The sequence below is a fragment of the Lysobacter sp. M15 genome, assembly GCF_022662515.1.
In the GTDB taxonomy this organism is placed as follows: Bacteria; Pseudomonadota; Gammaproteobacteria; order Xanthomonadales; family Xanthomonadaceae; genus JAKPBU01.
On sequence record NZ_JAKPBV010000005.1, the window covers coordinates 36918 to 62793 of the forward strand.

The 25876-nt window shown below is 68.5% G+C and carries 25 protein-coding genes and 1 tRNA gene; 17 read left to right on the forward strand and 9 right to left on the reverse strand.

Going from position 1 to position 25876, the window contains the following annotated elements:
* Nucleotides 1–50: 50 nt before the first annotated feature.
* Both MC380_RS03760 and MC380_RS03765 read right to left on the reverse strand, forming a co-directional pair.
* On the reverse strand, nucleotides 51–632 hold the full coding sequence (locus MC380_RS03760) for an energy transducer TonB (RefSeq protein ID WP_242163127.1): 582 nt from the start codon (nucleotides 630–632) through the stop codon (nucleotides 51–53).
* A gap of 87 nt (nucleotides 633–719) precedes the next feature.
* Nucleotides 720–1397: an energy transducer TonB gene (locus MC380_RS03765; protein ID WP_242163128.1), complete on the reverse strand. Its 678-nt coding sequence runs from the start codon at nucleotides 1395–1397 to the stop codon at nucleotides 720–722.
* Nucleotides 1398–1539: 142 nt separating this feature from the next.
* Here MC380_RS03765 and serS point away from each other — a divergent pair, with 142 nt between their 5' ends.
* Nucleotides 1540–2829 carry a serine--tRNA ligase gene (serS, locus tag MC380_RS03770; RefSeq protein WP_242163129.1) on the forward strand — a complete coding sequence of 430 codons (1290 nt, stop codon included), beginning with the start codon at nucleotides 1540–1542 and terminating at the stop codon, nucleotides 2827–2829.
* A gap of 58 nt (nucleotides 2830–2887) precedes the next feature.
* Nucleotides 2888–3661, forward strand: a complete 774-nt coding sequence (locus tag MC380_RS03775) for a sulfite exporter TauE/SafE family protein (RefSeq protein WP_242163130.1) — start codon at nucleotides 2888–2890, stop codon at nucleotides 3659–3661.
* Nucleotides 3662–3684: 23 nt separating this feature from the next.
* Here the strand turns inward: MC380_RS03775 and MC380_RS03780 are convergent, their stop codons facing one another.
* Nucleotides 3685–4266: an NAD(P)H-dependent oxidoreductase gene (locus MC380_RS03780; RefSeq protein ID WP_242163132.1), complete on the reverse strand. Its 582-nt coding sequence runs from the start codon at nucleotides 4264–4266 to the stop codon at nucleotides 3685–3687.
* 111 nt (nucleotides 4267–4377) lie between these two features.
* Between MC380_RS03780 and MC380_RS03785 the strand changes: the two genes are divergently transcribed.
* The 3 genes from MC380_RS03785 to MC380_RS03795 all read left to right on the forward strand — a co-directional run bounded on the left by MC380_RS03785 (nucleotide 4378) and on the right by MC380_RS03795 (nucleotide 6557).
* Nucleotides 4378–5385 carry a LysR substrate-binding domain-containing protein gene (locus tag MC380_RS03785; protein ID WP_242103971.1) on the forward strand — a complete coding sequence of 336 codons (1008 nt, stop codon included), beginning with the start codon at nucleotides 4378–4380 and terminating at the stop codon, nucleotides 5383–5385.
* A 221-nt stretch (nucleotides 5386–5606) separates the two neighbouring features.
* Nucleotides 5607–5696, forward strand: a tRNA-Ser gene (locus MC380_RS03790).
* A gap of 210 nt (nucleotides 5697–5906) precedes the next feature.
* Nucleotides 5907–6557 carry a response regulator transcription factor gene (locus MC380_RS03795; protein ID WP_242163134.1) on the forward strand — a complete coding sequence of 217 codons (651 nt, stop codon included), beginning with the start codon at nucleotides 5907–5909 and terminating at the stop codon, nucleotides 6555–6557.
* Nucleotides 6558–6643: 86 nt separating this feature from the next.
* On the opposite strand, the gene MC380_RS03800 is transcribed toward MC380_RS03795, so the two are convergent.
* On the reverse strand, nucleotides 6644–8038 hold the full coding sequence (locus MC380_RS03800) for a hypothetical protein (protein WP_242163136.1): 1395 nt from the start codon (nucleotides 8036–8038) through the stop codon (nucleotides 6644–6646).
* A gap of 158 nt (nucleotides 8039–8196) precedes the next feature.
* On the opposite strand from MC380_RS03800, the gene MC380_RS03805 reads away from it, so the two are divergent.
* The 5 genes from MC380_RS03805 to MC380_RS03825 all read left to right on the forward strand — a co-directional run bounded on the left by MC380_RS03805 (nucleotide 8197) and on the right by MC380_RS03825 (nucleotide 11611).
* Nucleotides 8197–8838, forward strand: coding sequence for a hypothetical protein (locus MC380_RS03805; protein ID WP_242163138.1), 642 nt, complete (start codon nucleotides 8197–8199; stop codon nucleotides 8836–8838).
* Between the two features lie 69 nt (nucleotides 8839–8907).
* A complete protein-coding gene (locus MC380_RS03810; RefSeq protein ID WP_242163140.1) occupies nucleotides 8908–9657 on the forward strand; it encodes a sulfurtransferase in 750 nt (249 codons plus the stop codon).
* A gap of 30 nt (nucleotides 9658–9687) precedes the next feature.
* Nucleotides 9688–9840, forward strand: a complete 153-nt coding sequence (locus tag MC380_RS03815; RefSeq protein WP_242163142.1) for a hypothetical protein — start codon at nucleotides 9688–9690, stop codon at nucleotides 9838–9840.
* 9 nt (nucleotides 9841–9849) lie between these two features.
* Nucleotides 9850–11100: a threonine synthase gene (locus tag MC380_RS03820; RefSeq protein WP_242163145.1), complete on the forward strand. Its 1251-nt coding sequence runs from the start codon at nucleotides 9850–9852 to the stop codon at nucleotides 11098–11100.
* Nucleotides 11101–11146: 46 nt separating this feature from the next.
* Nucleotides 11147–11611, forward strand: a complete 465-nt coding sequence (locus tag MC380_RS03825; RefSeq protein WP_242163147.1) for a hypothetical protein — start codon at nucleotides 11147–11149, stop codon at nucleotides 11609–11611.
* Between the two features lie 70 nt (nucleotides 11612–11681).
* On the opposite strand, the gene MC380_RS03830 is transcribed toward MC380_RS03825, so the two are convergent.
* Entirely contained in the window at nucleotides 11682–12518 is an 837-nt protein-coding gene (locus MC380_RS03830) for a helix-turn-helix transcriptional regulator (protein ID WP_242103963.1), read from the reverse strand.
* A 122-nt stretch (nucleotides 12519–12640) separates the two neighbouring features.
* Here MC380_RS03830 and MC380_RS03835 point away from each other — a divergent pair, with 122 nt between their 5' ends.
* Nucleotides 12641–13051, forward strand: coding sequence for a hypothetical protein (locus MC380_RS03835; protein ID WP_242103962.1), 411 nt, complete (start codon nucleotides 12641–12643; stop codon nucleotides 13049–13051).
* A 48-nt stretch (nucleotides 13052–13099) separates the two neighbouring features.
* On the opposite strand, the gene MC380_RS03840 is transcribed toward MC380_RS03835, so the two are convergent.
* The 3 genes from MC380_RS03840 to MC380_RS03850 all read right to left on the reverse strand — a co-directional run bounded on the left by MC380_RS03840 (nucleotide 13100) and on the right by MC380_RS03850 (nucleotide 17133).
* Entirely contained in the window at nucleotides 13100–13855 is a 756-nt protein-coding gene (locus tag MC380_RS03840) for a gamma-glutamyl-gamma-aminobutyrate hydrolase family protein (RefSeq protein WP_242163148.1), read from the reverse strand.
* 75 nt (nucleotides 13856–13930) lie between these two features.
* A complete protein-coding gene (locus MC380_RS03845) occupies nucleotides 13931–15133 on the reverse strand; it encodes an NAD(P)/FAD-dependent oxidoreductase (RefSeq protein WP_242163150.1) in 1203 nt (400 codons plus the stop codon).
* A gap of 38 nt (nucleotides 15134–15171) precedes the next feature.
* Nucleotides 15172–17133: a DEAD/DEAH box helicase gene (locus tag MC380_RS03850; RefSeq protein WP_242163152.1), complete on the reverse strand. Its 1962-nt coding sequence runs from the start codon at nucleotides 17131–17133 to the stop codon at nucleotides 15172–15174.
* A gap of 95 nt (nucleotides 17134–17228) precedes the next feature.
* Here MC380_RS03850 and MC380_RS03855 point away from each other — a divergent pair, with 95 nt between their 5' ends.
* The 5 genes from MC380_RS03855 to MC380_RS03875 all read left to right on the forward strand — a co-directional run bounded on the left by MC380_RS03855 (nucleotide 17229) and on the right by MC380_RS03875 (nucleotide 23193).
* A complete protein-coding gene (locus MC380_RS03855) occupies nucleotides 17229–18839 on the forward strand; it encodes a YdiU family protein (protein ID WP_242163154.1) in 1611 nt (536 codons plus the stop codon).
* Between the two features lie 81 nt (nucleotides 18840–18920).
* Complete coding sequence (locus tag MC380_RS03860; protein ID WP_242163156.1) at nucleotides 18921–19574, forward strand: DUF5666 domain-containing protein; 654 nt, start codon at nucleotides 18921–18923, stop codon at nucleotides 19572–19574.
* A gap of 473 nt (nucleotides 19575–20047) precedes the next feature.
* Nucleotides 20048–21946, forward strand: coding sequence for an ATP-binding cassette domain-containing protein (locus MC380_RS03865; protein WP_242163158.1), 1899 nt, complete (start codon nucleotides 20048–20050; stop codon nucleotides 21944–21946).
* Nucleotides 21947–22045: 99 nt separating this feature from the next.
* Nucleotides 22046–22585, forward strand: coding sequence for an SRPBCC domain-containing protein (locus MC380_RS03870; RefSeq protein WP_242163160.1), 540 nt, complete (start codon nucleotides 22046–22048; stop codon nucleotides 22583–22585).
* A 2-nt stretch (nucleotides 22586–22587) separates the two neighbouring features.
* Nucleotides 22588–23193 (forward strand): YdeI/OmpD-associated family protein, encoded by a 606-nt coding sequence (locus MC380_RS03875; protein ID WP_242163162.1) that lies wholly within the window; start codon nucleotides 22588–22590, stop codon nucleotides 23191–23193.
* Between the two features lie 39 nt (nucleotides 23194–23232).
* Here the strand turns inward: MC380_RS03875 and MC380_RS03880 are convergent, their stop codons facing one another.
* The gene (locus tag MC380_RS03880) at nucleotides 23233–24873 is read right to left on the reverse strand and encodes a M14 family metallopeptidase (RefSeq protein WP_343223538.1); all 1641 of its coding nucleotides are present in this window, start codon (nucleotides 24871–24873) and stop codon (nucleotides 23233–23235) included.
* A gap of 286 nt (nucleotides 24874–25159) precedes the next feature.
* Between MC380_RS03880 and MC380_RS03885 the strand changes: the two genes are divergently transcribed.
* Entirely contained in the window at nucleotides 25160–25792 is a 633-nt protein-coding gene (locus MC380_RS03885; protein ID WP_242103953.1) for a glutathione S-transferase, read from the forward strand.
* Nucleotides 25793–25876 lie beyond the last annotated feature (84 nt).

Below are 25876 nucleotides of genomic sequence, written 5' to 3' on the forward strand. Positions count from 1 at the left end.
GGTGGCCGGCCGCTCCCTCCGCCCTGGGCGGAGGGAGACAAGCGCGCCGACTACTGCTGCTGCAGCTTGAACTCGACCGGCACCTCGACCACGGCGGCGACCTTTTTGCCGTCCTTGATCGCCGGGTTGAAGCGCCACTGGCGCACGGCGTCCACCGCGGCGCGGTCCAGATCGCGCGAGCCGCTGCGGCGCGCGACCTCCACATTGGTGGGCACGCCGTTGGCGTCCACATCCACGCGCACGAGCACGGTGCCTTCTTCCTGGGTGCGCGCCGCCGCGGCCGGGTACTCGGGCTCGACCCGTGCGATGGGGGTCACGTCGCGGTCGGCAGGGACCTTGGGACGCGCGGCTTCGCGGGTCCGTTCGCTGCGCCGGCGCTCGTTGGCCGCGGCCCGCTCGCGTTCGGCCTGCGCGGCGACTTCCTCCTGGCTGGTGATCGCCGGTTCCACCGTGGGCGTGGTTGCGGACAGATCGGGACCGGGCTGCATGCTGCGGTTGTAGTACCACCAGCCGAGCGCGGCCAGGGCCAGCAACAACAGGATCCAGATCAACGGACTGACGCCGCGGCGTGGCTCCTCCGGCGGCAGCGGTTGCGGGTTGAGGTCGCTGGTGCCTTCTCTGGGGTCGGACATGGCGTACTCCTCGTCACGGGACGCGGCGAGGGTTTCACATGGTTTGTTCAGCTTCCGTCACGAGCCAGACCGGGGATGCGCAGCGGTTCAGGGATGGAATTCGATCGGAATCAGGACTTTCGAGGCCACCGACTGACCGTTGCGGACCGCCGGGCTGAATTCCCAGCGCCGCACGGCGCGCACCGCCTCGCGGTCGAGCGCACGCGAGCGGCTGCTTTGCACCACATCGACCTCGGCCGGGCGGCCTTGGGCATCGACCTGCACCTGCAGCAGCACCGTGCCCGCCTCGCCACGCTGCGCGGCCGACGCCGGATACTCCGGTGGAGGGCTGCGGACCGGTTTGGCACTGGCGTCCGGACGCGCGGCGGCCACCGGTTCGGAGGGCGCGGCCGGTGCTGCGGGGATGACCGGCTCGGCGCTCGAGGGCTCATCCGGCAACGGAAAGCCGCGGCTGTCGACCTGTTCGGGTTGCCCGGCCGATACGGCGGAATCCACGGCTTCACGGCCCGGAGCGGCATCTTCGCCCCCCACCGCATCCGGCGTCGGAAGCGGCTCGAAGACCTGGTCGGCGCGTCCGCTGACGGGGGCATCGCCCGCGCGGAAGAACCCGTCGTCCTCGCCCTGGCCCACGATCAGCAGGAACAGCACCAGGCCCACGCCGAACGCCATCCCCGCCAGCAGCAGCGTGCGACGCGACAGGCCGGAGGGCAGGGCAAACCAGGGCTTGCGCGAAGGCGGAGGTGCCACGGGCGGAGTAGAAGCCATTGCGATCTCGTGTCGGGGGACGACGCATTTTCGCACGCGGCCGCGGCATGTCCTGGCGCACCGGCTTTCGCCGAGGTCGGCGCGGAACACCTCGCCTTGCGGACACGCGATAATCCGCATTCACCAATGCCAGCGATGTCCGATGCTCGATCCCGCCCTGCTTCGTTCCGATCCCGCCGGCCTCGCGCAGCGCCTATCGACCCGCGGCTACGTCCTGGACGTCCCCGCGGTGGAGGCGCTGGAAGCCGATCGCAAGCGCCTGCAGGTACGCACCCAGGAGCTGCAGAACCTGCGCAATACCCGCAGCAAGGCGATCGGCCAGGCCAAGGCGCGGGGCGAGGATGTCACGTCGCTGATGGCCGAAGTGGCCGGTTTCGGCGAGGAACTCAAGGCTTCCGAAGCCGATCTGGAGAGGATCCGCCACGATCTCGAGCAGATCACGCTGGGCATTCCGAACCTGCCCGACGCGTCCGTGCCGCCGGGCGAGGACGAATCGGCGAATGTCGAAACGCATCGCTGGGGCACGCCGCGCCGCTTCGATTTCGCGGTGCGCGACCACGTGGAACTGGGCGCGCGCGATGGGTGGCTGGATGGCGAAACCGCGGCCAAGCTCTCCGGCGCACGCTTCACGGTCCTGCGCGGTCCGATCGCCCTTCTGCATCGTGCGCTGGCCCAGTTCATGCTGGACCTGCACGTCCACGAGCACGGCTACCAGGAAACCAACGTGCCGCTGCTGGTCAACGCCGAGTCGATGCGCGGCACCGGCCAGCTGCCGAAGTTCGAGGACGATCTGTTTGCCACCGCGGTGGGCGAGGGCGAGGCGACGTCCCGGCGCTACCTGATCCCGACCTCGGAAGTCCCGCTCACCAACATCGTCCGCGACGAGATCGTCGACGAAAGCCGCATGCCGCTGCGCATGACCGCGCATTCGATGTGCTTCCGCGCCGAGGCCGGCAGCCATGGCCGCGATACCCGGGGCATGATCCGCCAGCACCAGTTCGAGAAGGTCGAACTGGTGTCGATCGCCAAGCCCGATGAAAGCGACGCCGAACACGAGCGCATGACCCGCTGCGCCGAAGTGGTGCTGGAGAAGCTCGGTCTGTCGTACCGGCGTGTGCTGCTGTGCACCGGCGACATGGGATTTGCTGCGCGCAAGACCTACGATCTGGAAGTCTGGCTGCCCTCGCAGGACAGCTACCGCGAGATTTCCTCGTGCTCCAACTGCGGCGATTTCCAGGCCCGGCGCATGCAGGCGCGCTGGCGCAATCCGGCGACGGGCAAGCCCGAACTGGTGCACACCCTCAATGGGTCCGGGGTCGCCGTGGGGCGCGCCCTGATCGCGGTGATGGAAAATTACCAGCAGGCCGACGGGTCGATCGAAGTGCCCGAGGTCCTGCGACCTTACATGCGTGGCCTGGACCGCATTTCCTGACGGCCTCGAGCCAGGCGTCGTGGCATAAGCAGCGGAGATTGCCCGTCGGCGCAAGCGCATGGAATTCCTGATTCCCAGCACCGTTGCACTGCTGGCCTCGCTGCTGACCTTCTTTTCCGGATTCGGGCTGGGTACGCTGCTGCTGCCGGCGTTCGCGCTGTTCTTCCCGGTCGAGCAGGCCGTGGCGATGACCGCGGTGGTCCACTTTCTCAACAACCTGTTCAAGCTCGCATTGACCGGACGCCATCTCGACCGCGGCGTACTCCTGCGCTTCGGCGTGCCGGCGGTCGCGGCGTCGCTGCTCGGCGCCTGGTTGCTGGTGAAGCTGGCCGGTGCGGCGCCCGCATTCGGATGGTCCGGCTTCGGACGCAGTTTCAACGTCACACCGGTGGAACTCGTCGTCGGAGTGCTGCTGCTCGCGTTCGCGTCGGTCGACCTGGTGCCGCGCTGGCGCGATGCCAGCTTCGACCCGCGCTGGATGCCATTGGGAGGCGTGCTCAGCGGTTTCTTCGGCGGCCTGACCGGCATGCAGGGCGCGCTGCGATCGGCCTTCCTGTCCCGCGCCGGCCTGGACAAGCATGCGTTCATCGGTACCGGCGTGGCGCTCGCCTGCCTGATCGACTTCAGCCGACTGGGCGTGTATGCAGGTTCGTTCCGCGCGCAGATGCATGCGCTGGACTACGGCGCTCTGGCGTCGGCGGTGCTTGCAGCGACGCTTGGCGCACTGCTGGGCAACCGGCTGCTGCACAAGGTCACCATGCCTGGTGTGCAGCGCGCGGTTGCCGTGATGCTGTTCGTGGTGGCGGTGGGAATGATGTCCGGACTGCTGTGAGCCGGGATCGGGTGAGCGTCCGGCTACGCGGCGTCCCTTAGCGGCACCAGCAACGAAGCCTTGGCCGTGGCGAGCGCCTGCTCGCGATGCTGCGGCGAGAGGCCGACGCCTTCGGCGCGCACGAATTCGATGTCGTCGATGCCCAGGAACCCGAACAGCTGGCGCAGATAGGCCTCCTGGAAATCGGCCGGGCTGCTGTCGCCATAGGCGCCGCCGCGGCCACTGGCCACGATCACGCGCTTGCCGGCCGCCAGGCCTTGCGGGCCCTGCTCGGTGTAGCGGAAGGTCTTGCCCTTGATCGCGATCCGGTCGATCCAGGCCTTGAGGGTGGAGGGAATGCCGAAGTTGTACATCGGCGCCCCCAGCACGATGACATCCGCGTCCAGGAATTGCTGCAGCAGTCGGTCGTCCTGCGCCGCCAGGACGGAATCGGTACGGGCGAGTGAGCCTCCGGTCAGGTGGGGAACCGGGTCGGCATCCAGGTCGCGGTACTCGACCGTGGCAACGGGGAAACGGGCCCGCCAGTGGGCGACGATCGCAGCACCAAGTTCCCGGGTGACGGACTGGTCGCCGAGGGCGCTGGAGTCCAGATGCAGCAGTTTCATGGGATTGTCCTCCGGCGGCGGGGTGCCGCCCGGTCGACAAGATGCGTTGTTGCCTGTGTGGAATAAAGGTGATCAAATATCACGTACTGTTCCATCCATGGAAAAAGAGCTATGCAGGACCTGAACGACCTCTACTACTTCAGCGCCGTCGTGGACCACGGCGGCTTCGCCGCCGCCGAACGGGCGCTGGGCATTCCCAAGTCGCGCCTGAGCCGGCGTATCAGCCAGCTGGAGAACGAGCTGGGCGTGCGCCTGCTGCAGCGTTCCACCCGCCGCTTCGCGGTCACCGACGTTGGCCAGAGCGTGCATCGCCATGCGCAGTCGATGCTGGCGGAGGCCCAGGCCGCGCGCGAGGTGGTGGACCGGCTCAGCGCCGAACCGCGCGGGCTGGTGCGGGTGAGCGTGCCGGTCGGACTGGCGCAACAGCAGATGCCGCAGCTGCTGCCCGAGTTCCTGGCGCGCTACCCGCAGGTGCGGTTGCAGCTGCATGTCAGCAACCGCCGCGTGGATGTCATCAACGAGGGGTTCGACGTCGCCATTCGGGTGCGCAACAAGCTCGACGACGACGGCAGCCTGGTCATGCGCAGCTTCGGCCAGATCCAGGAGCTGCTGGTCGCCAGCCCGCAGTACCTCAAACGCGCCGGCCGCCCGACCGAACCCGAACAACTGCACGACCACGTCACCCTGTCGATGAACGAAGACGAGGCCAGGCAGCGCTGGGAACTGCAGCGCGATGGCGAGGTCAGGCGCATCGACCTGAAGCCGCGCGTGTCCGGCTTCGACTTCCCCATGCTGATGGCGCTGGCCAAACAGGGTCTGGGAATCACGATGCTGCCCGAAACCCTGTGTGCGGATGCGGTGCGCAACGGTGAGCTGGAAGTGGTCCTGCCCCAGTGGCGACTGCCGCAGGGCATCGCGCATGCCGTATTCGCATCGCGCCGCGGCCTGCTGCCGGCGGTGCGGGTGCTGATCGATTATCTGGCCGAGAAACTGCCGCCGCTGATCGAGGCTTCGCGCCTGGACTGCCAGAACTGCCCCAAGCCCGGCACCGACGCCGCTGCCAATTCCAAGGCTGCGGCCCGGCCTTCGCCGCCAACCGCGCATGCGACAATGCGCTGAGGGATGGCCGCACTGTCGAGTCGAAGGGCATTGGCCTTGCCTGTGAGCCGTAGTCGGGATGACGCGGCCGCGAGCTGATGGTCTGCCGCCCGATTGAACCGATTCTCCGGAGAGATGGCCGAGCGGTTCAAGGCACCGGTCTTGACTGCGCAGGCCGAAGGCCGGAGCGAACATCGGCCGCAGGCCGATGGTCAAATCGGCGAATTACACTGAAAGCCCTTGGAGAGATGGCCGAGCGGTTTAAGGCACCGGTCTTGAAAACCGGCGTGGTAGCGATACCACCGTGGGTTCGAATCCCACTCTCTCCGCCAAAACATTTCGAACATGGGATCGCTTCGGCGCGCATATCCAACGCGATCGCGCAGGGCGAGGGCGCACGATTCGTGATGCGTCAGAGCCGGGTGCCGGTCCAGAAGACTGCTGTGGCAGCGGACCATCGGGTGGCGTCGGGCGCCACGCTTGCCGCCCTTCGACCCCGGCGCTAGGCTTCGGCTCCAGGAGCAGCAAGGGGGTAAACAGGGATGACGATCAAGGTATTCATGGTGGACGACCATGCGCTGGTGCGCACCGGCATGCGCATGATCCTGTCGGCGCAGGTCGACATCGAAGTGGTGGGCGAGGCCGAGACCGGGGAGGCCGCGCTGCCCCAGATCCGCAAGCTCAAGCCCGCCGTTGTGCTGTGCGACCTGCACCTGCCGGGCATCAGCGGGCTCGAGGTGACCGAGCGCATCGTGAAGGGCAAGTACGGCTGCCGCGTCATCGTGGTGTCGGTGCTCGAGGACGGGCCGATGCCTAGGCGCCTGATCGAGGTGGGCGCGTCGGGTTATGTCGGCAAGGGCGGTGATGCCGAGGAACTGCTGCGCGCCGTACGCGACGTGGCCAGCGGCAGGCGTTACCTCGCCAGCGGGGTGGCGCAGAATCTTGCGCTTGCCGGGATCAGCGGCGGCGCCACGCCGCTGGATGCGCTGAGCGTGCGCGAGGTGCAGGTCGCGATGCTGCTCGTTCAGGGCCTGCGTCAGCAGGACATCGCGCTGCGGCTCAGCCTGAGCCCGAAGACGATCAACACCCACAAGAGCAATCTGTTCCACAAGCTCGGGGTTCAGGACAACATCGCCCTGACCCGGCTGCTCGGCCAGTACGGCCTGGTCGATCCGACCCAGGTCATGTCGTAGCGCATCAGCGCGCGGATCCTTCCGCGCGCTTGCTTTCGTGTCCCGCTGTGCCTGGCTGGCACATGCCAGCCCGACCCGCGTGCCAGCTACAGATGCTGCAGGTTGAGGATCGCCGACAGCACGTTTTGCAGGATCAGGTAGTTGCCGTCGACGTAATTGCCGTAGCGGTAGCTGCGCCCATATCCGTCGTCATAGCCGCGACGGAAACCCTGACGGAAGTAGTAGTTGTACTCGCGCGGGTTCACGTAATAGCCGTAGTAGCCGTAATTGGCGTCCTGGTAGGCATAGGCGTTGCGGTAATCGGGCCGCCACCCGTCCAGACGGTCGGCACGGCCCGCGCGGTAGCCTTCCTGGTAGCCATAGCGGATCGCCTGGCGCAGCACGTCCGCGGCGTAGCGGTTGATCTGGTAATAGCGGCCTTCGCGGTAATAGCGATAGCTCGCCGGCGTGTAGTAATACGGATCCCGGTCGTAGCTGTAGCGCAGGGCGTTCCAGCGCGCCTGTTCGGCGCGCAGGCGGCGGTAGTAGTCCTGCTGGTAGCGATACTGCTGGATCCGCCGCTGCTGTTGCAGGGTGAGATAGCGCTGCCGTTCTGCCGCCTGGCGCGCCGCGACGTAACGGGCGTACTCGGCGCTGCGCTGGCGCTGCTCGCTGATGCGGCGCATGCGCTCGGTGTCCGAGACGCGCTGGCGCTCGCGTTCCCTGTAAATGCGGGATTCGTCGCGACGGTCATCGCGGCTCTCGCGGCTACGCCGCTCGGCAAAGTCACGGGTGTCGCGCGCGCGTACGGCGGTCTCGCGCTGTTCGCGCTCGCGGCGATCGCGCACGTCGGCGGCGCGACGCTGCTCGGACAGGCGGGATGCGTCGAGCCGGCGACGTTCGGCCGATGCGCGTGCATCCTGCGTGCGGCGCGTCTGGTCGCGGTCTTCCAGCTGGCGACGTTGCGCCTGTCGGGTCCGCTCATCACGGACATCGCGTTGCCGCGCCTCCCGCCGTGCTTGCTCGCGCGCCAGCGACTGCTGCCGCTCCTCGAGCTGGCGCCGTTCCAGCTGCCGTGCCTGTCGTTCGCCCGCCGTGCGCTGCGCCTGTTCGCGGCGCAAGGCTTGCTGCCGGTCCTCCGACTGGCGTCGTTCGGCCTGGCGCTGCTGCGACGCGCGCTGTTCCTGCTGGCGCCTGACCGCCTGTTGGCGCTGCAGGGCCTGGTCGCGCTGGCGGACGCTGCGCTGCTGGGCTTCGGCCTGGCGGCGCTGGTTGTCGCGTGCCAGGCTTTCACGGGCCCGGTTGGTTTGCGACTGTGCTGCCTGCTGCCGCGCCTGCGCCTTGGCTGCGTCCTGGCGCTGCTTCGCGACCTGCTCGCGGCGCGCAGTGCGTTCCTCGCGATCGCGGTCGCGCTGCGCGTCCTGGGCGGCCGCGGGCAGGGCGCCGGCTGCCAGCAGCAACGCCAGCCCCGTGCCGAGCAATGGTTGGATGCGGAGGTTCATGTGAAGGTCCCACGGAGTTCGACTGAGGCCAAGTACGCGGCCGGATGGCTTAACCGCCCATGAGATCGGCCGTCGAAGGGCAATGGCATTCAGGCCGTGCTTACCGACCCAAGCTCCGCCGGTGGCGAGGCAGGCACCGCGCCGCCACAATCGGGCCCATGCAGATCGACGAACTGTCGTTGCCAGTTGCCATGATCGATGCGCTGCGGTCCGCCTATGCGACGCCGCCGCGTGCCTATCATCACTTCGGGCACGTCGAAGCGGTCCTGGGCCACTACGGCGAGGTCGCGTCAGGCCCCGGTTGGGCGCAGCCGCGCGAAACAGCGCTGGCGGTGCTTTACCACGATGCGGTCTACCACGCCGGCGCCGGCGACAACGAAGCGCGTTCGGCCGAGCTTGCGTGCCAGCACATCGCGCACTGGCTGCCGCATGGCGCGGTGGATGCCGGGCGGGTCGCCGAGCTGATCGAGCTGACCGCGCGCCACGGCCGGTTCGCACCGGCCGATTTCGGCGTAGGGCCCATCGCCGACGACACCCGGCATTTCCTGGATTGCGACATGGCGATCCTCGGCGCGTCACCGGAAACATTCGACCGCTACGACAGGGCCATCGCCGAGGAGTATCGGGGCGTGGCACCAGCATGGCTGTATCGCCGCAAACGCCGTGCCTTCCTCCGGTCTTTGCTGGAACGCGAGCGCATCTACCTGAGCGATTTCTTCCACGCACGGCTGGATGGCGCTGCGCGGGCGAACCTGACGCGAGCCGTCGCCCGGAAACCTGCCAATGAAGCGCGCGACTAGAATGCCGTCCATTGATGCGCACCGCCCCGCAGCAGCGGGCGTCGTGCCGCCCACCGCAAAGGCGAAACCGTGATCCGGAATCTGGCGGCTTACCACTTCGTCGCCATCGACGATCCGCAAGCGCTGGCCGCATCCATCCGCGCGCAGGCCGGGGCGCTCGAGCTGCGCGGCACGGTGCTGGTGGCAGGGGAGGGTCTCAACCTGTTCCTGGCTGGAGCGCCGCAGGCGATCGAGGACTTCGTCACCTGGCTCCGCGGCGATGCGCGGTTCGTGGATCTTTCGATCAAATGCAGCGAAAGCGCGCATGTACCGTTCGCGCGGCTCAAGGTGAAGGTCAAGCGGGAAATCATTGCCTTCCGCCGCGAAGGTGCCTCGCCGCTGACCGGTCGGGCCCCAGGCGTTGCCGCGCAGACGCTCGCGAGGTGGATCGCGCGCGGCAGGGACGATGCGGGAAGGCGGCTTGTGCTGCTCGACACCCGCAACCGCGAGGAAGTCGGCTACGGCAGCTTCGCAGGCGCGCTCACTCTGCCGATCGACAACTTCACCGAACTGCCGGCCGCGCTGGAGCCGCATCGGGACGCGCTCGCCGACGCCACGGTGGTGAGTTTCTGCACCGGCGGTATCCGCTGCGAAAAGGCCGCGCTATGGATGCAGGCAAGCGGATTGGAGCACGTGCTGCAGCTCGACGGTGGCATCCTGGGCTACTTCGAGACGGTCGGTGGCGCGGGCTACGACGGACGATGCTTCGTGTTCGACGGACGGGTCGCGCTGGATCCGGAGCTGCGTCCGCTGGTCGACCAGGCGCTCGACCCTGTGTAGTCTGCGCGGCGACCATCCAGGAATAACGACATGAGTTGGCTGGGCATCCTCGTTGCGATCATCGCGGCATGGCTCGCGATCAAGGTGCTCGGCTTCGTGCTCAAGCTGGCGCTCTGGGGGGTTGTGCTACTCGGCCTGTACTGGTTCGCCGCGCCCTATCTGGGCCTGCCGGTTCCGTTCTGAGCACGGCCCATGTCTTATGTGCGCTGCTTGCGCGGACTGGGGTCCGGTATCGAATACACCATCGACCAGCCGATGAATCTGGATCCCGCCGATGGCAGGCCGGTGGAGATGGTGCTCGACTTGGAGCGTCTAACCGCGGAGCGGCCGAACGCGACCTGGTACGACCCGTCACGACAGGACATGTGGCGCTTTGGCGCGCTGATGGCGCTCGACGCCTCCGATCCAGAAGATGCGCGGCACCTCGTGCCGCTGGGCGAAGGCCACACACCACTGCTCGACTACGCGGCGCACCCGGTGGCGCGCAGCGGCGGCTTGCGCCTGCAGCTGAAGGAAGAAGGCAAGGCGCATCCCGGTTTCGGCGCCAATCCAACCCAGAGCTTCAAGGACCGCGGCATGGCCATGGTGGCGGCGCAGGCCCGGCGTCTGGGGCTGTCGAAGTTGGCCGTGCCGACCCAGGGCAACGCCGGCGATTCGCTGGTGCGTTACGCGCTGGCGGGCGGCCTGTCTGTCGTGGTCGCGATGCCCGACGACACGCCGATGCCGATCCTGGGCAATGTCGCGGCGGCGGCGTTGCGCCGTCCCGATCGGGTGAAGCTCGAACTGGTCGGCCCGACCATCCGCGAAGCCGGCGCCCTCTTGAAGGAGAAGTACATACCCCAGGGGTATTTCTCCGTGGCCACCTTCCAGGAGCCGGGCTGGCGCATCGAGGGCAAGAAGTCGCTCGGCCTCGAGCTCGCCGAACCGGCGCCCGGCGACACACGCTGGTCGCTGCCCGATGCGGTGATCTATCCCACCGGCGGCGGCACCGGCGTGCTCGGCATGTGGAAGGCCTGGGATGAACTCGAGGCGCTCGGCCTGATCGGTCACGCCCGTCCGCGCATGCTGTGCGTGCAAAGCGAGGCGACGCCGCCGCTGGTACGGGCTTTCGAGACCGGCGCCGACGACACCACGGCATTGCCCGCCGGCGACACCCTCGCCACCGGCCTGAACGTCCCCGGCGGCATCGGGCATTTCCGCGTGCTGCAGATCATCCGCGCCAGCGGCGGCGCCGCGGTCGCCGTGGCCGAGGACGACATCGCCCGTGAACTGTCGCGCACCTGGCGCGAAATGCGCGACTGGATCTCGCCCGAGGGCGCGGCCTGCCTCGCGGCGCTGCCGCAACTGCTCGATCGAGGGCTGGTCAGGCGCGGCGAGCGCGTGGTCGCGGTCAACACCGGCTCGGCGGAGAAGTACCTGCCGGCGTTGCGCCATCTGCTCTGATGTGGGCTTGCGCGGTTCGCAACCTTTCCTCTGTATAGGCTCAACCATGACCTCCAGCCCGATCGACCCCGAATGGCAGCACGACACGCAGGACATCGGCAGGCTGGTGCGTGCGGTGTACGCCTGCATCTCCGGCCCGGCCGGCGCGCCGCGCGATTGGGACCGCTTCCGCTACCTGCAGCATCCGCGCGCCACGAGCCTGCGCACCGTGGTCGAAGCCGATGGCAGTACGCGCGCGGCGGTATTCGACGTCGAATCGTATATCGCCGATGTGGAGCCCTTCTTCGCCAGCAACGATTTTCACGAGATCGAGATCGAGCAGCGCGTGCAGCGCTTCGGCGAGGTGGCCCACGCATGGAGCCTGTACGAAGCGCGGCCCTCGCCGGATTCGCCGGTGCTGCTCAAGCGCGGCGCCAACAGCATCCAGCTGTGTCACGAGCACGGCCGCTGGTGGATATTCAGCACGATCTGGGACAACGAGCGTCCTGGGCTGACCTTCGATCTGTGGTGACCTTCGCGGTGTCGTGGACAGATCCCCGCGCCGGGATTCCCAGCGCGGCCTATCGCGCGCAAGGCGCGCTCTATCTGCCGCCGGTTTTCTTCGGCCGCAGTGAGAGCGGGAAGCGCAGCACCCGGCCGACCAGCGACATCGTGCGCAGCGCGGTCGCGGTCTTGGGATTGGCCGGGAAGAACGATTCGATCGCCAGTTCCGACAGCGTGACCTCCACCGGTGTGCCGAACACGGTAGTGGTGCTGAGGAACGCGAGCTCGCCGACCTCGGTGCGCAGCCGCATCGGAACCACGAAGGCGCCAGGATTCGGCGCCGGGTCATGCTCCGGAGCCGGGTAGGTCAGCAGTTCCCGCAGCAATGCCTCCAGCACCGGATCGCCGGTGCTTTCGACCTGCTGCTGCAGCCGCTGCAGCAAGTGCGCGCGCCATTCCCCCAGGTTGACGATGCGTGGCGCGACGCCTTCCGGATGCAGGCTCAGCCGCAGCACGTTGACCGGCGGCTCCAGCAGATGCGGTGCGACGCCCTTGAGGAACGGCGCCACCGCGCGATTCGCGGCCTGCATCTGCCAGTGGCGATCGATCGCCAGGGCGGGATACGGCTCGTGGCCGCGCAGCACCAGATCGATGGCGCGGCGCGCATCCTGCAGCGCCGGATCGTCGAGCCGGCGTTCGCCGTAGACCGGCGCGTAACCAGCTGCGACGAAGAGCTGATTGCGCTCGCGCAGCGGGACGTCAAGGCGATCGCTCAGGCGCAGCAGCATGGCGCGGCTGGGTAGGGAGCGCCCGGTCTCCATGAAGCTGAGGTGGCGCGAGGAAATATCGGCGAGACCGGCGAGGTCGAGCTGCGAGAGATGGCGGCGCTGGCGCCAGTCGCGCAGCTGATCGCCGACGGGGCGTGGCTGATTCATGGGCGCCACGATAGCCGAGCGCGATGCGCGGATGCATTACCTCCGGGGTAATCGATCCGCGTCGTGCGGCTGTGCAGGATGGCGGCCGTGGCAACGTCCCGTCCCAATCCAGGAGCCTGGTCATGAACTTCCGCAATCTCATCGCCCATCCCCGTTTTCTTTCGCGCGTACTGCTGGTCGACGCGGTCGCCACCGGCGCCACCGCAGTACTGCTGCTGGCGGGCGCGGAGTTCCTGCAGCCGCTGCTGCAACTGCCGGCCGCGTTGCTGCGGGGCGCCGGACTGTTCCTGGTTCCGTTCGTGGTGTGGGTGGCTGCGATGTCGCGGATGGCGCGGGTGCCGCCTCGCGCGATGGCGGCGGTGGTCGCGATCAACGCGGCGTGGGTCGTCGCCAGCGTCTGGCTGGTGGCCGGCGGCCCCTACCAGCCGAGCGTGCTGGGCATCGCGTTCGTACTGGTCCAGGCGGCCGCGGTGGCGGTGTTCGCCGACCTGGGATGGTTCGGGCTGCGGGCGGTGCGCCGCGCGCAGGCCTGATCGGGCGCCGCGGGTTTCGTCCTGGCAAGGCGCCGCCGGGTGCGGCGTCTATGCAAACTCGCGCGAGGGCAGGGTGTAACGCCGTTGCGGCCGTCCCACCAGGTCGAGGAATTCCTCGAACACGCGCCCGGCCCTGGCCTGCATCGCGGCAACATGTGTTTGCGTCTGCGCTCGGATCGTTTCGGCGTCGTGCGGCAGACCGGATGCAGCCAGTTCCTCCCGGTAGGCCGGATTCGAGAGCCAGCGCTCGATCAACGCGGCGTCCACCTCGGGATGGAACTGGAATCCGTAGGCGTTGTCGCCCCAGCGGAACGCCTGCTGTTCGCAGGTATCGCTGCGTGCGAGATGGACGGCCCCGTCGGGAATCTCGAAATGTCGTCCATGCCACTGGAACACCTGCGGATCCGCGCCCAGCGGTGCCAGCACCGGATCCTCGCGCCCAGCCGCCGTGGCCTGCACGGGATACCAGCCGATCTCCGGAGCGACGTGGCGCCGCACCGGTGCACCGAGCGCATGCGCCAACAGCTGCGCGCCGAGACAGATACCGAGCACGGGCCGGCCCAGTTCCAGCATGCGCCCGATCGCGCGCAGCTCGGTCACCAGGTGCGGGCGCTGCGCCTGATCCTCCACGTTCATCGGCCCGCCCAGCACCACGAGGCCGCGATAGCGTTCCACGTCGGGCTGCGCATCGGGCTCGCGCTCGAAATTGACGAAACGGATCCGGTGCCCGCGCGCCCGGATCAGCGGATCGAGCGTGCCGAGCGGTTCGGCGGCGACGTGCTGGAAAACAAGGATCCGGGGCATGCCGTTAATAAACCCGAGCGAGGCGCGAGGATCAAGTCGTGGGGCAGCTTCGGGAGGCGCTGCCGCATTCTCCCGTTACGACAGCAGGGCGCGTCCCGCCGCGTGGCCGGAAGCCCAGGCCCACTGGAAGTTGTAACCACCAAGCCAGCCGGTGACGTCGACCACCTCACCGATGAAGTACAGGCCGGGCACATGGCGCGACTGCATGGTCGAGGAAGACAGGCCATCGGTATCGACCCCGCCCAGGGTGACCTCGGCGGTGCGATAGCCCTCGGTGCCGCTGGCGACCAGCGGCCAGGCCGACAGCAGCGCTGCGACCGCACCCAGCTGCGGTTCGTCGAATTGACGCAGCGGGCTTAGCGGCTGCAGCGGCGCGAGCGAGGTTTCGCACAACCGCTGCGCGAAACGCTTGGGCAGCAGCTCGGCCAGGATCGTGCGCAGCTCGGTCGCGGGTCGCCGCTTGCGCTCGGTCCGCAGTCGTTGCAGCGCGTCATCGCCCGGCAGCAGATCGATACGCAAGGAGTCGCCGGCCCGCCAGTAGGAAGAGATCTGCAGGATCGCCGGTCCGCTCACGCCGCGATGGGTCAGCAGCATGGCGTTGCGGAACGCGACGCCGTTGCAGGAAGCTTCCACCGGCAGCGCGATGCCGCTGAGGTCGGCGATTTCCTCGAGCGGCCGCCCGCTCAGCGTCAGCGGTACCAGGCCGGCACGGGTGGGCAGCACGGCGTGGCCGAACTGTCGCGCCAGCGCGTAACCGAAGCCGGTCGCACCCATTTTCGGGATCGACAGTCCTCCGCTGGCTACGACCAGCGCGTCCGCCTCGAAGCTTCCTTGGCTGGTACGCAGCACAAAGCCGCCGCCATCGCGATGGGCGACGCGCTCGATGCTGCAACTGGTCCTGATCTCCACGCCCCCGGCCGTGCATTCGGCCAGAAGCATCGCCACGATCTGCTTCGACGACTCGTCGCAGAACAGTTGCCCGAGTTCCTTCTCGTGCCAGGCGATGCCATGGCGATCGACCAGGTCGACGAAGTCCAGCGGCGTGTAGCGGGCCAGCGCAGACTTGCAGAAGTGCGGATTGGCGGAGAGGAAGTTCGCCGGGCCCGTGCCGGTGTTGGTGAAGTTGCAGCGCCCGCCGCCCGACATCAGGATCTTCTTGCCGACCCGGTTGGCGTGTTCGATCACCAGCACCCGCAAGCCCCGGTGCCCGGCGACCTGCGCGCACATCAGTCCTGCGGCACCGCCGCCGATCACGATGGCGTCGAACCGTCCGCTCATCCCATCCACGGGCTATGTGACGCCGCGACCGCCTGCCGTCACCGCGGGCCCTTGCGCTTGGCGAACCCCGGCTTGCGCGGGGGCGCGTGCGGTTTGCCGGCGAAGGGCCGTTTGGCGCCGGGGCCGCGCGGTGCACCGGCATCGGCTTCGCCCGCGCGGCTCATGCGCAGCGGGCGGCCGGCCACGCGCGCCTTCTTCAGGATCTCGAGCACCTCGCGCGGCATGCCTTCGGGCAGATCGACCAGGCTGTGGTCGTCGCGGATGTCGATCCGGCCGATGTAGCGGCTCTCCAGGTCGGCTTCGTTCGCGATGGCGCCAACGATGTTGCCCGGCTGCACGCCGTGCTGATGGCCGACTTCGATGCGGAAGGTCTCCATGCCCACTTCGGGCTCGCCCGCGGATTTCTTCGGACGGCGCGCGGCCGGGGCTTCCTCGCCGGCGAACATTGCCTCACCTGTGTTGACGTCGAGGCGGGGCGGGCGCGACTTGTGCGCCGCGGGCGCACCGGGTTCCGATGCCGGGGGACGTTCGTGGGCGCGTGGAGCGGGACGGTGTTCGGACTGCGGTGCGCGTGGATAGCGCTCGTCGGCGGAACGCGCCGTGCGCTCGGGTCGTGTACGCCCCGGGCGCTCATGCGGCGTGCGCGGCTCGTATGCGGCCTTCGGACGCTCCGGCGCCGGTTCGAGCAGCAGCGGGGTCTTGCCCTGCACCAGATGGGCCAGCGCCGCGGCGATTTCGACCGCCGGCACGTTGTGTTCGCGCTCGTAGCGCTCCACCAGCTCGCGGAATATCGACAGGTCGCTGCTTTCCAGCGCGGCGCCGATCTTGCCGAGGAATTTGGCGACGCGTTTCTCGTTGACTGCGTCGACGCTGGGCAGCTGCATCGGCTCGATCTTCTGCCGGGTGGCGCGTTCGATCGCGCCCAGCATGCCGCGTTCGCGCGGCGACACGAACAGGATCGCCTCGCCGCTGCGACCTGCGCGGCCGGTGCGGCCGATCCGGTGCACGTAACTCTCGGTGTCGTAGGGGATGTCGTAGTTCAGCACGTGGCTGATGCGCTCCACGTCCAGCCCGCGTGCGGCCACGTCGGTGGCGACCAGGATGTCGATGCGCCCGTCCTTGAGCGACTGGACCATTTTCTCGCGCTGCTTCTGCTCCACGTCGCCATGGATCGCGGCTGCGGACAGGCCGCGCGCGGCGAGTTTTTCCGCAAGCTCCTGGGCGCCGAGCTTGGTGCGCGCGAACACCAGCAGGCCGTCGTAGGTTTCCGCCTCCAGGATGCGGGTCAACGCATCGAGCTTGTTGACCCCGCTGACCATCCAGTACCGCTGGCGGATGTTTTCAGCGGTCGAGGTCGTCGACTTGATCGCGATCTCGACCGGCTGCTTGAGATAGGTCTGGGCGATGCGCCTGATCTGCGCCGGCATCGTGGCCGAGAACAGCGCCACCTGGCGCGACTCGGGGGTCTTCTTCAGCACCGCCTCGACGTCGTCGATGAAACCCATGCGCAGCATTTCATCGGCTTCGTCCAGCACCAGGCAGCGCAGCTGCGACAGGTCGAGCGAACCGCGCTCCAGGTGATCGATCACCCGGCCGGGCGTGCCGACGACCACGTGCACGCCGCGCTTGAGAGCGGAGAGCTGTGGCCCGTAGCTCTGCCCGCCGTAGATCGGCAGCACGTGGAAGCCGGGCAGGTGATGGGCGTATTTCTGGAAAGCTTCGGCGACCTGGATCGCCAGTTCGCGGGTCGGGGCCAGGACCAGGGCCTGCGGCCTGGTCTGGGCCGCGTCGATGCGCGCCAGGATCGGCAGGGCGAAGGCCGCGGTCTTGCCGGTGCCGGTTTGGGCCTGGCCGAGCACGTCGCTGCCCGCGAGCAGCGGCGGGATCGTGGCCGCCTGGATCGGCGACGGCGTCTCGTAGCCCACCTCGGATAGCGCGCGCAGCAGGGACTCGGGCAGGCCGAGGGAAGTGAAACTGGCGGGCGTAGGCTCGGCGTTCATGCGCCCAGTCTATCGCGCGCGCCGCCATGGCCGCGGCAAAAGCCGCTTTTCGGGGCCCGACGCCGCTCCACGGAGCCACGCATACACTGCAGCGCATGGAACTCACCCGCCTGCGCTTCGACAACGCGTTCCGACGCGAATTGCCCGGTGATCCCGAAACCGGTCCGCGCGTGCGCCAGGTCGAGGGCGCGGCGTGGTCGGAGGTCATGCCCGAACCTGTCGCGGCACCCGTCGTTCTGGCGCACTCGCGGGAGATGGCCGCCACGCTCGGATTCAGCGAAGCGGAGGTGGCGTCGCCGGAGTTCGCGCAGGTGTTTGGCGGCAATGCGCTCGCCCCGGGCATGCAGCCCATCGCCACCAACTACGGCGGCCACCAGTTCGGCCATTGGGCCGGGCAGCTGGGCGACGGGCGCGCGATCACGCTTGGCGAGGCAATCGACGCGTCAGGCAGGCGCTGGGAGCTGCAGCTCAAGGGTGCCGGGCCCACGCCGTATTCGCGCACCGCCGACGGGCGTGCGGTGCTGCGCTCCTCGATCCGGGAATTCCTGTGCAGCGAGGCCATGCATCACCTCGGCGTGGCGAGCACGCGGGCGCTGTCGCTGGTCGGCACCGGCGAGGCGGTCGTGCGCGACATGTTCTACGACGGCCATCCGAAGCCGGAACCGGGCGCGATCGTGTGCCGGGTGGCGCCTTCGTTCCTGCGCTTCGGGCACTTCGAGCTGCCCTATGCGCGCCAGGACCTCGGATTGCTCGCGCGCCTGGCGGACTTCTGCATCTGGCGCGATTTTCCACACCTGCTTGGCGAACGCGCCGGCGAGCGCCTGGGCAGCCTGCGCGAGAACGGGGTGTTCTCCGAACGCATGCGCGCCGATTGGTTCGGAGAGGTGTGCGAGCGCACGGCGCGGCTGGTCGCGCACTGGATGCGTGTCGGATTCGTCCACGGCGTGCTCAATACCGACAACATGTCGATCCTCGGGTTGACCATCGATTACGGTCCGTACGGATGGATCGACGACTACGACCCGGACTGGACGCCCAATACCACCGACGCGGGCGGCCGCCGCTACCGCTTCGGCTGGCAGCCGAAGATCGCGCACTGGAACCTGCTGCGCCTGGCGCAGGCGCTGTCGCCGCTGTTCACGGATGCCACGCCGCTGCAGGCAGGGCTCGACCAGTTCGCAGCCAGCTACACACAGGCGGATCGGGACGACATTGCCGCCAAACTCGGCTTGCGCACGTGCAGGGATGACGACATCGACCTGGCGCGCGACCTGCACGCCCTCTTGCAGGCCCACGAGGTGGACATGACGCTGTGGTTCCGGGCGCTGGCGGACGTGGATCCGGTCGCGCCGTTGCTGCAGCCGCTGGAGGAGGCGTTCTACGATCCGGGCAAGCGCCATGCGGGCGGGGACGCACTCCAGACCTGGCTGGAACGTCATGCCGCTCGCGTCCGCGAAGAGGCGTGGCCGGCGCCGGAACGGCGTGCCCGCATGCACGCGACGAACCCCAAATACGTGCTCCGCAATTACCTGGCGCAGCAGGCGATCGACCGGGCGGAACAGGGCGATCCCTCCGGCATCGGCGAACTGCTCGAGGTGCTGCGCAGGCCTTACGAGGATCAGCCGGGGCGCGAGGCGTTCGCCGCCCGGCGTCCGGATTGGGCCCGGGACCGGGCCGGCTGCTCGATGCTGTCCTGCAGTTCCTGAATCGGCCCGTCGTGATGCGATGTTCAGCGGCGCGGGCGGCAAGATGCGCGGCGTCCTATGTCGCATCGCAGGAGGTTGTCCATGGCTACTGTTCGTCTTCCGCTTGGTTCATGGGCGCGCCTGGCCGCACCCGCGCTGTTGCTGCTGCTCGGGGCCTGCGCGTCGGTGGGCGACTACGGAACCGGTTACCCCGATCGCGGCTATCCGCAGCAGGCCTCGCGCCAGGCCCTGGTTGGCGAAGTGCGCAACGTCGATCACGGCAACCGCCGCTTCCTGGTGCAGGAGCAGAACGGCGGGCGCGCCGACGTCGCTTACGACGACCGCACGCGCCTGGTCTACGAGGGCCGCGAGCAGCCGGTCGCCGGGCTCGAACCGGGCGACCGCGTACGCGTACTGGCCAGCCGCGATGGCGGACTATGGCGGGCCGAGGACATCGAGGTGCTGCAGGACGCACGCACCGGCGGCAGCTCGGGCGACGGCTACGGCATGGAGCACCGCGGCGCGATCAGCTACGTGGATTCCCGCACACGCGAGATCGGCTACACCGAGGGCGGATACACCGGAGGCGAACAGCGCGTGAGCTACGACAGCCGGACGCTGGTGGAGTATCGCGGCCAGCGTTACCCGGTCGATGCGCTGGAGCGAGGCGATCTGGTGCGCATGAGCCTGCGCCGGGGCGAGCGGGGCTGGGTGGCCGACCGCATTCTGGTGGAGGTCAGTGCCCGTGAACGCTGACGATTAGCTCGCTCGCTGACGCCCAAGAAAAAAGCCGGCTTATTTGCCGGCTTTCTTCTCTTTCTTCGCCGCGCGCTTTTCCTTCAGCGACTTTTCCGGCTTCTTCTTGTCTTCTTTCTTCTTGTCCAGACCCTTGGCCATGGCGCGCTCCGTGGTTTTGCCCGGCGCAAGCCTACTGCGAGTCCGGGCGGCCCGCTAGACTAGGGCCTGCTAGCGCTATGGGCATGGGCCGCGCCGGGTTTGCGCGTGCGCACGCCAAGGAAGAGCGAGGAAGTGGATGTGGATCCACGCCCGAGTGATGACGCCGGCGTGCGTGCGCGCAAACCCGGCCCTACGGGTTCGCTCTGAGGGGCCGCCAGCCGGCGTCCCGCAGCTTGACCAGACGGCCAGTCTGCCCTGCGCTGCGCAACACCACCTGACAGCCCCTCAGAACGAACGCGACCCATGCCCATAGCGCTAACAGGCCCTTGGCCATGCCTCTGATCACCTTGAACGGCGTCGACTATGGCGTCGGCGGCCCGCTGCTGCTCGAACATGTCGACCTGGCCATCGAGGCCGGGGAACGCATCGCCCTGATCGGCCGCAACGGCGCGGGCAAGTCGACCCTGCTCAAGCTGTTGGCGGGGGACCTCAGACCGGACGATGGGGCGGTCCGGGTCGAAGGCGGCCGCCGCATCGCGCGCCTGGAGCAGGAAGTGCCCCAGGACGCCGCTGGGAGCGTATTCGACGTGGTGGCCACGGGCCTGGGCGAGCTCGGCAGGCTGCTGGCCGAATACCACCATTTGATCGAATCGCTCGCTGCCGGGACCGACACGGGCGATACCGAGGCGCTGGCCGCGGTCCAGGCGCGGATCGAAGCGGCGCACGGCTGGTCGCTCGACCAGCGTGTCGCCGATACCCTGACCCGGCTGGGGCTGGACGGCGATGCCGACTTCGCACGCCTGTCGGGCGGCATGAAGCGACGCGTCCTGCTGGCCAGGGCCCTGGTTTCGGCGCCCGATCTGCTGCTGCTGGACGAGCCGACCAATCATCTCGACATCGAGGCCATCGACTGGCTTGAGGGCTTCCTCAAAGGCTGGAGCGGTGCGCTGGTGTTCGTCACCCACGATCGCCGCTTCCTGCGCGCGCTAGCCACCCGGATCGTCGAGATCGACCGTGGCCGGGTCACGAGTTGGCCGGGCGACTGGGACAACTACCAGCGTAGGCGCGAGGAGCGCCTGAATGCCGAAGCGCAGGAGAGCGCGCGCTTCGACAAGCTGCTGGCGCAGGAAGAGGCCTGGATCCGCCAGGGCATCAAGGCGCGCCGCACCCGCGACGAGGGCCGAGTGCGCCGGCTCGAGGCGATGCGAGTGGAGCGCGCGGCGCGGCGCGAACAAACCGGCAATGTGCGCATGCAGGCGGCCAGGGCGGAAGGCTCCGGGAAGAAGGTGATCGAGGCGCGCGGCGTCTCGTTCGCGCACGGCGCGGTCCCGATCGTGCAGGACTTCAGCACCACCATCCTGCGCGGCGACCGGATCGGACTGATCGGGCCGAACGGGAGCGGCAAGACCACGCTGCTCAAGCTGCTGCTGGGCGAGCTCGCGCCGCAGGCCGGTGAAGTGCGGCTCGGCACCCAACTGCAGGTGGCCTATTTCGACCAGTACCGGTCGACCCTGCGCGAGGACTGGAACGCGATCGAGAACGTCGCCGGCGGCCGCGAGTTCATCGAGATCGGCGACGGCCGCAAGCACGTGCTCGGTTACCTGCAGGATTTCCTGTTCACGCCCGAGCGCGCGCGCGCGCCGATCACCCGGCTGTCGGGCGGCGAACGCAACCGGCTGCTGCTGGCGCGGCTGTTCGCGCAGCCATCCAACCTGCTGGTGATGGACGAGCCGACCAACGACCTCGACGTGGAAACTCTGGAGCTGCTGGAGGAACTGCTGGCCGACTACGCGGGCACCCTGCTGCTGGTCAGCCACGATCGCGATTTCCTCGACCATGTCGTGACTTCGACCCTGGTCATGGAGGGTCAGGGCCGCGTTGGCGAATACGTGGGCGGATATAGCGACTGGCTGCGGCAACGCAGCGAGCCTGCTGCAACTCCGCCGCCGTCGAAGCCTGGTGCCGCTGCGACCAATCCGGAGAAGGCCACGCCATCCGCGCCGCCGCGCCGGCGCCTGGGCTTCAAGGAAACCCGCGAACTCGAGCAGCTGCCGGGCCGGATCGAGACGCTGGAAGCGCGACTGGCTGCGCTGGGCGCCGCGATGCACGAACCTGCGTTCTACCAGCAGGACGCCGCCACGATCGTGGCCCGCAATGCAGAGCTGGCCACGGCCCAGGCCGAACTGGACGCAGCGTACGCGCGCTGGTCCGAGCTGGAATCGGCTTCGTAGCGCAGGCGCAGCCCGCCACAGTGGTGCGACCCCGTGGCGCGGCTTGCCTTTCGCCAGGCCGCGCGCGTTAATCGCCGGGACGCGGCCACGGGGATAACGATGCGCCTGATTCGCGCAGCACTGCTGGTCGTTGTGGCGGCGCTTGCCGCGCCGGCCACGGCAGAGGTCAAGGACGCCACCGCGACCGGATTCACGGTCGAGAACGTAAGCACGGCACCAGTCGACCCGCAGGCCGCGTGGCGGGCGCTGATCGGCGACGTCGATCGCTGGTGGCCCAAGGACCACAGCTGGTGGGGCCAGGCCTCGAAACTGTCGATCGATCCGCGCGCTGGCGGCTGCTTCTGCGAGGACGCAGGCGCGCAGCAGGCGCAGCACATGCAGGTCAGCTTCGTCGACCCGGGCAAGCTGCTGCGCATGACCGGAGGGCTCGGGCCGCTGCAGGGGATGGGCCTGCATGGCACGCTCGAGTTCCGTCTCGCGCCCGAGGGCGAGGGCACGCGCATTACCCTGTGGTACCGGGTCGGCGGCTACGCGCCGGACGATCTGTCGAAGCTCGCGCCGGTCGTAGACAAGGTGCAGGCCTTGCAACTCGCGGGCCTGGCCGATTTTCTGACCAGCGCCGGTGCCGCGGAGAAATAGCCATGGGCAGGCGCGACCCGCGCATCGATGCGTACATCGCCAAGGCCGCGCCGTTCGCGCAGCCGATCCTGCAGCGCATCCGCGATGTGGTGCACGAGGCCTGTCCCGAGGTCGAGGAAACCATGAAATGGTCCGCGCCCAGCTTCGTCTATGCCGGAGGCATCCTCGCCGGCATGGCCGCGTTCAAGCAGCACGCCTCGTTCGGCTACTGGAAGCACGCACTGGTCATGGGCGAAGGCGCGCAGCGCGACGGGATGGGCAGCTACGGCAAGATGGCTACGCTGAAAGACGTGCCATCGAAACGCCGGCTGGTGGCCGATATCCGGCGCGCGATGCAGCTCAACGAAGCGGGCGTCAAAACGCCCGGACCGCGCAAGGCGGCCGCGCCAAAACCGCCACCCGAAACGCCGCCCGACCTGCTTGCGGCGCTGGCGAAGAACCGCAAGGCCAGGACGACCTTCGAAGCGCTCGCGCCGAGCCACAGGCGCGAGTACGTCGAATGGATCACCGAGGCCAGGCGCGACGAGACGCGGGCCAGGCGTCTGGCGCAGACCGTCGAATGGCTGGCCGAGGGCAAACGGCGGAACTGGAAGTACGAGGCCTGCTGAGCCCGCTCATGCCGCGCATGAAGCGGCCGACAGGCCGGCCTAGCGCGGCATCGAATCCGTGCGCAGGACCGGATACAGGTTCAGGCGCGCGTCGTAGGCGCTGTGCCGGCGGTAGAAGAAATCCAGCCGCGCCGCCGGCGATTTCGCGAATTCCGGGTCCTGCTTCAGCCTGCGCTCGAACGCGGCCTTCAGCGCCGGATCGCGGGCAAGCATCTCGCGCGCCACCTCCTCGGCGACGTACCCCTCCATGTACTCCTTCTGTTCGAAGGCATTGTTGAATTCGCCCCAGCCGAGCAGGGAGTCGGGCGCCAGCGGTTCGAGCAGTCCCATCGCCAGCCGGGCTTTGGGCTGCGCGATCGGCACGAACAGCGTGCCTGCGGCGATCTCCTGCGTCCGCTTCGCCCAGGCGCCTTCGGCGGTGAGCCGCTGATGGCCCTCGACCGAACTGGCGGCGAAGCTGGCCTTGGTCGCGCGCCATTCCTGGACCTTCGTGCCGGGCTGGGTACGCTCGATGCGGCGGAACGCGATGCCGTGCAGCGCCAGCTTCGGCTCGACCAGGGCCGCGAAGGCAGGGGGCACCAGATAGCCGGCGCGCGGGGCTGGCACCGACAGCGAAGGCAGCACCTCGTCGCGCAGCGGAATCTTCCACACCTGCGGCCGGGCCTCGTCGTAATGCGTCATCAGCGCGCCGGAGATGTCGGACGGCGTGCGCGTATAGGCGTAGCCGCGGAAATCGATGGTGCGGACCTTGGCGCTAGCCTCGTACTGCAGCGGCACCTGGGCGCCCGCCAGCCGCGATGCGCGGCGGTCGGCCGCTCGCGCGGTGGCGATCCAGGTTGCGCCGTCCCGCACCGCCAGCTCGACCAGGTCGAGCACGGTGTTGCGGGTGATACGCACGCGTGTGGGGTAGTCCTTCCACGAATGGGTTTCCACCAGCACCGCCATCCGGTTGCGCAGCGGGAAATACCCGTGCGAGAAGCGTGGGGTCGGAACCCCGTCGGCGAAACCGCTGGCCGGATCGTCGTCCTTGACGAACGCGGGATAGAACGCCAGCGGCAGCGAGCCCTGCGCGGCGAGCCGCTCGATGATCCCGTCGCGCAGCGCGCGGCCGAGCTTGCGCAGCCTGGCATCGCCGGAATTCACCGGCTCGGCGGTGATCGCCACGTCGTGCTCGAACTTGGCCCCGTCGGTGACGTGCAGGTCCATCGTCACGATCGGGTCCCAGATGTCCACGAGCCGCAGCATGGCCTGCATTTCCGGCGCGTCGGCCTTCATGTAGTCGCGGTTGAGGTTGTAGTTCTGGGCGGTCGTGCGCCAACCCATCTCTTCCGGACCGCGCTGGTTGGGGCGGTTCCAGCGACCGAAGCGTTCGTGCCCGTCCACGTTGAACACCGGCACGAAGAGCAGCACGACCTTCTCCAGCGCGCCCGGCGCGGCCTCCCCGTCGAGCATCTGGCGCAGCAGCTGGAAGCCGGCATCCTTGCCGTCGATCTCGCCGGCGTGGATGCCGCCCTGGGCCAGCAGCACCGGCAGTCCGCGTTCGCGCGCCTGCTGCGGCGACAGGGCGCCGGACCTCGAGGCCACCAGCAGCTTCATCGGCCTGCCCTCGGGCGTGGTCCCGAACGTTTCGCAGCGCACCGCATCCGGATAGGTCGACGCAAAGGCGTCGCACAAGGCCATCACTTCATCGTAGCGGCCGGTTTTCGTGAATCCGGAGCGTTCGGCCAGCGTCGCCAACGGCGTGTCCGGCTTCGCCACGGGGGCGGCCGCAAAGGCCGGGGACAGGCAGGCGAGCAGCAGGGCGAAGACAGGGCGGCACGGCGTCATGCGGTGGGTCCGATGCAGGGGTGCGACATCGTAACCGCCACGCGATCGGGCTTCACGATGGAAGGGCCGACCTGCTGCCGGCGTCGTGTCAGCAGCCGGACGCTTAGACTTGCGGCCTCTCCCGCTCAACGAGGACCGCATGGACCGTTTGTACTACGCACCGGGCGCCGCCAGCATGCTGGTGCACTGGCTGCTGATCGAACTCGACATTCCACACGCGCTGGAGCTGGTGGATACGGCCGCAAAGCAGCAGAAGAGCCCCGAATACCTGGCCCTGAATCCAAACGGCGTGGTGCCCACGCTGGTGATGGGTGGCGTGCCGCGGTACGAGGCGGCCGCGTTGGCGATGCTGCTGGCCGACCGGCACCCGGCGTCCGGGCTGGCTCCACTGGTGGAGGAGCCGGACCGTGCCGGTTACGTCCAGTGGATGTTCAACCTGGCGAACATGGTCCAGCCGCTGTTCCGGCAGTGGTGGTATCCGCAGGAACCGGCGGGCGAGGCGAATGCCGACACGGTGCGCAAGCACTGCGTGCCGCGCATCGAGGCGGAGTGGCAGCGCATCGACGCACACCTGGCGGCGAACGGCCCGTACCTGCTCGGCGATCGGCTGTCGGTCGCCGACTTCTACCTCACCATGCTGATGCGCTGGTCGCGCAACATGCCGCGGCAGGCGATCGAGTGGACGCATCTTGGCGCGCTCGCGTCGGCGATGAAGGCGCGCCCGTCGTTCAGGACTTTGTACGAACGTGAAGGCCTGACCGAATGGTCGTAGCTGGGAGCGGACCTGGCCGCGAATGCTCTTGTGCTTGTGGGTGGGCCAACGGGATTCGCGGCCAATGCCGCTCCCAAAGTCGTG

Bases quoted from the DNA above. Each gene is read 5' to 3' on its own strand.
- MC380_RS03800 (WP_242163136.1), bottom strand. From the start codon at position 8,038: ATGAACCTCCGCATCCAACCATTGCTCGGCACGGGGCTGGCGTTGCTG.
- MC380_RS03885 (WP_242103953.1), top strand. From the start codon at position 25,160: ATGGACCGTTTGTACTACGCACCGGGCGCCGCCAGCATGCTGGTGCAC.
- MC380_RS03880 (WP_343223538.1), bottom strand. From the start codon at position 24,873: ATGGCCTTGTGCGACGCCTTTGCGTCGACCTATCCGGATGCGGTGCGC.
- MC380_RS03820 (WP_242163145.1), top strand. From the start codon at position 9,850: ATGTCTTATGTGCGCTGCTTGCGCGGACTGGGGTCCGGTATCGAATAC.
- MC380_RS03850 (WP_242163152.1), bottom strand. From the start codon at position 17,133: ATGAACGCCGAGCCTACGCCCGCCAGTTTCACTTCCCTCGGCCTGCCC.
- MC380_RS03765 (WP_242163128.1), bottom strand. From the start codon at position 1,397: ATGGCTTCTACTCCGCCCGTGGCACCTCCGCCTTCGCGCAAGCCCTGG.
- MC380_RS03825 (WP_242163147.1), top strand. From the start codon at position 11,147: ATGACCTCCAGCCCGATCGACCCCGAATGGCAGCACGACACGCAGGAC.
- MC380_RS03760 (WP_242163127.1), bottom strand. From the start codon at position 632: ATGTCCGACCCCAGAGAAGGCACCAGCGACCTCAACCCGCAACCGCTG.
- MC380_RS03870 (WP_242163160.1), top strand. From the start codon at position 22,046: ATGCGCCTGATTCGCGCAGCACTGCTGGTCGTTGTGGCGGCGCTTGCC.
- serS (WP_242163129.1), top strand. From the start codon at position 1,540: ATGCTCGATCCCGCCCTGCTTCGTTCCGATCCCGCCGGCCTCGCGCAG.
- MC380_RS03840 (WP_242163148.1), bottom strand. From the start codon at position 13,855: ATGCCCCGGATCCTTGTTTTCCAGCACGTCGCCGCCGAACCGCTCGGC.
- MC380_RS03785 (WP_242103971.1), top strand. From the start codon at position 4,378: ATGCAGGACCTGAACGACCTCTACTACTTCAGCGCCGTCGTGGACCAC.
- MC380_RS03830 (WP_242103963.1), bottom strand. From the start codon at position 12,518: ATGAATCAGCCACGCCCCGTCGGCGATCAGCTGCGCGACTGGCGCCAG.
- MC380_RS03815 (WP_242163142.1), top strand. From the start codon at position 9,688: ATGAGTTGGCTGGGCATCCTCGTTGCGATCATCGCGGCATGGCTCGCG.
- MC380_RS03860 (WP_242163156.1), top strand. From the start codon at position 18,921: ATGGCTACTGTTCGTCTTCCGCTTGGTTCATGGGCGCGCCTGGCCGCA.
- MC380_RS03780 (WP_242163132.1), bottom strand. From the start codon at position 4,266: ATGAAACTGCTGCATCTGGACTCCAGCGCCCTCGGCGACCAGTCCGTC.
- MC380_RS03855 (WP_242163154.1), top strand. From the start codon at position 17,229: ATGGAACTCACCCGCCTGCGCTTCGACAACGCGTTCCGACGCGAATTG.
- MC380_RS03795 (WP_242163134.1), top strand. From the start codon at position 5,907: ATGACGATCAAGGTATTCATGGTGGACGACCATGCGCTGGTGCGCACC.
- MC380_RS03875 (WP_242163162.1), top strand. From the start codon at position 22,588: ATGGGCAGGCGCGACCCGCGCATCGATGCGTACATCGCCAAGGCCGCG.
- MC380_RS03775 (WP_242163130.1), top strand. From the start codon at position 2,888: ATGGAATTCCTGATTCCCAGCACCGTTGCACTGCTGGCCTCGCTGCTG.
- MC380_RS03845 (WP_242163150.1), bottom strand. From the start codon at position 15,133: ATGAGCGGACGGTTCGACGCCATCGTGATCGGCGGCGGTGCCGCAGGA.
- MC380_RS03835 (WP_242103962.1), top strand. From the start codon at position 12,641: ATGAACTTCCGCAATCTCATCGCCCATCCCCGTTTTCTTTCGCGCGTA.
- MC380_RS03865 (WP_242163158.1), top strand. From the start codon at position 20,048: ATGCCTCTGATCACCTTGAACGGCGTCGACTATGGCGTCGGCGGCCCG.
- MC380_RS03805 (WP_242163138.1), top strand. From the start codon at position 8,197: ATGCAGATCGACGAACTGTCGTTGCCAGTTGCCATGATCGATGCGCTG.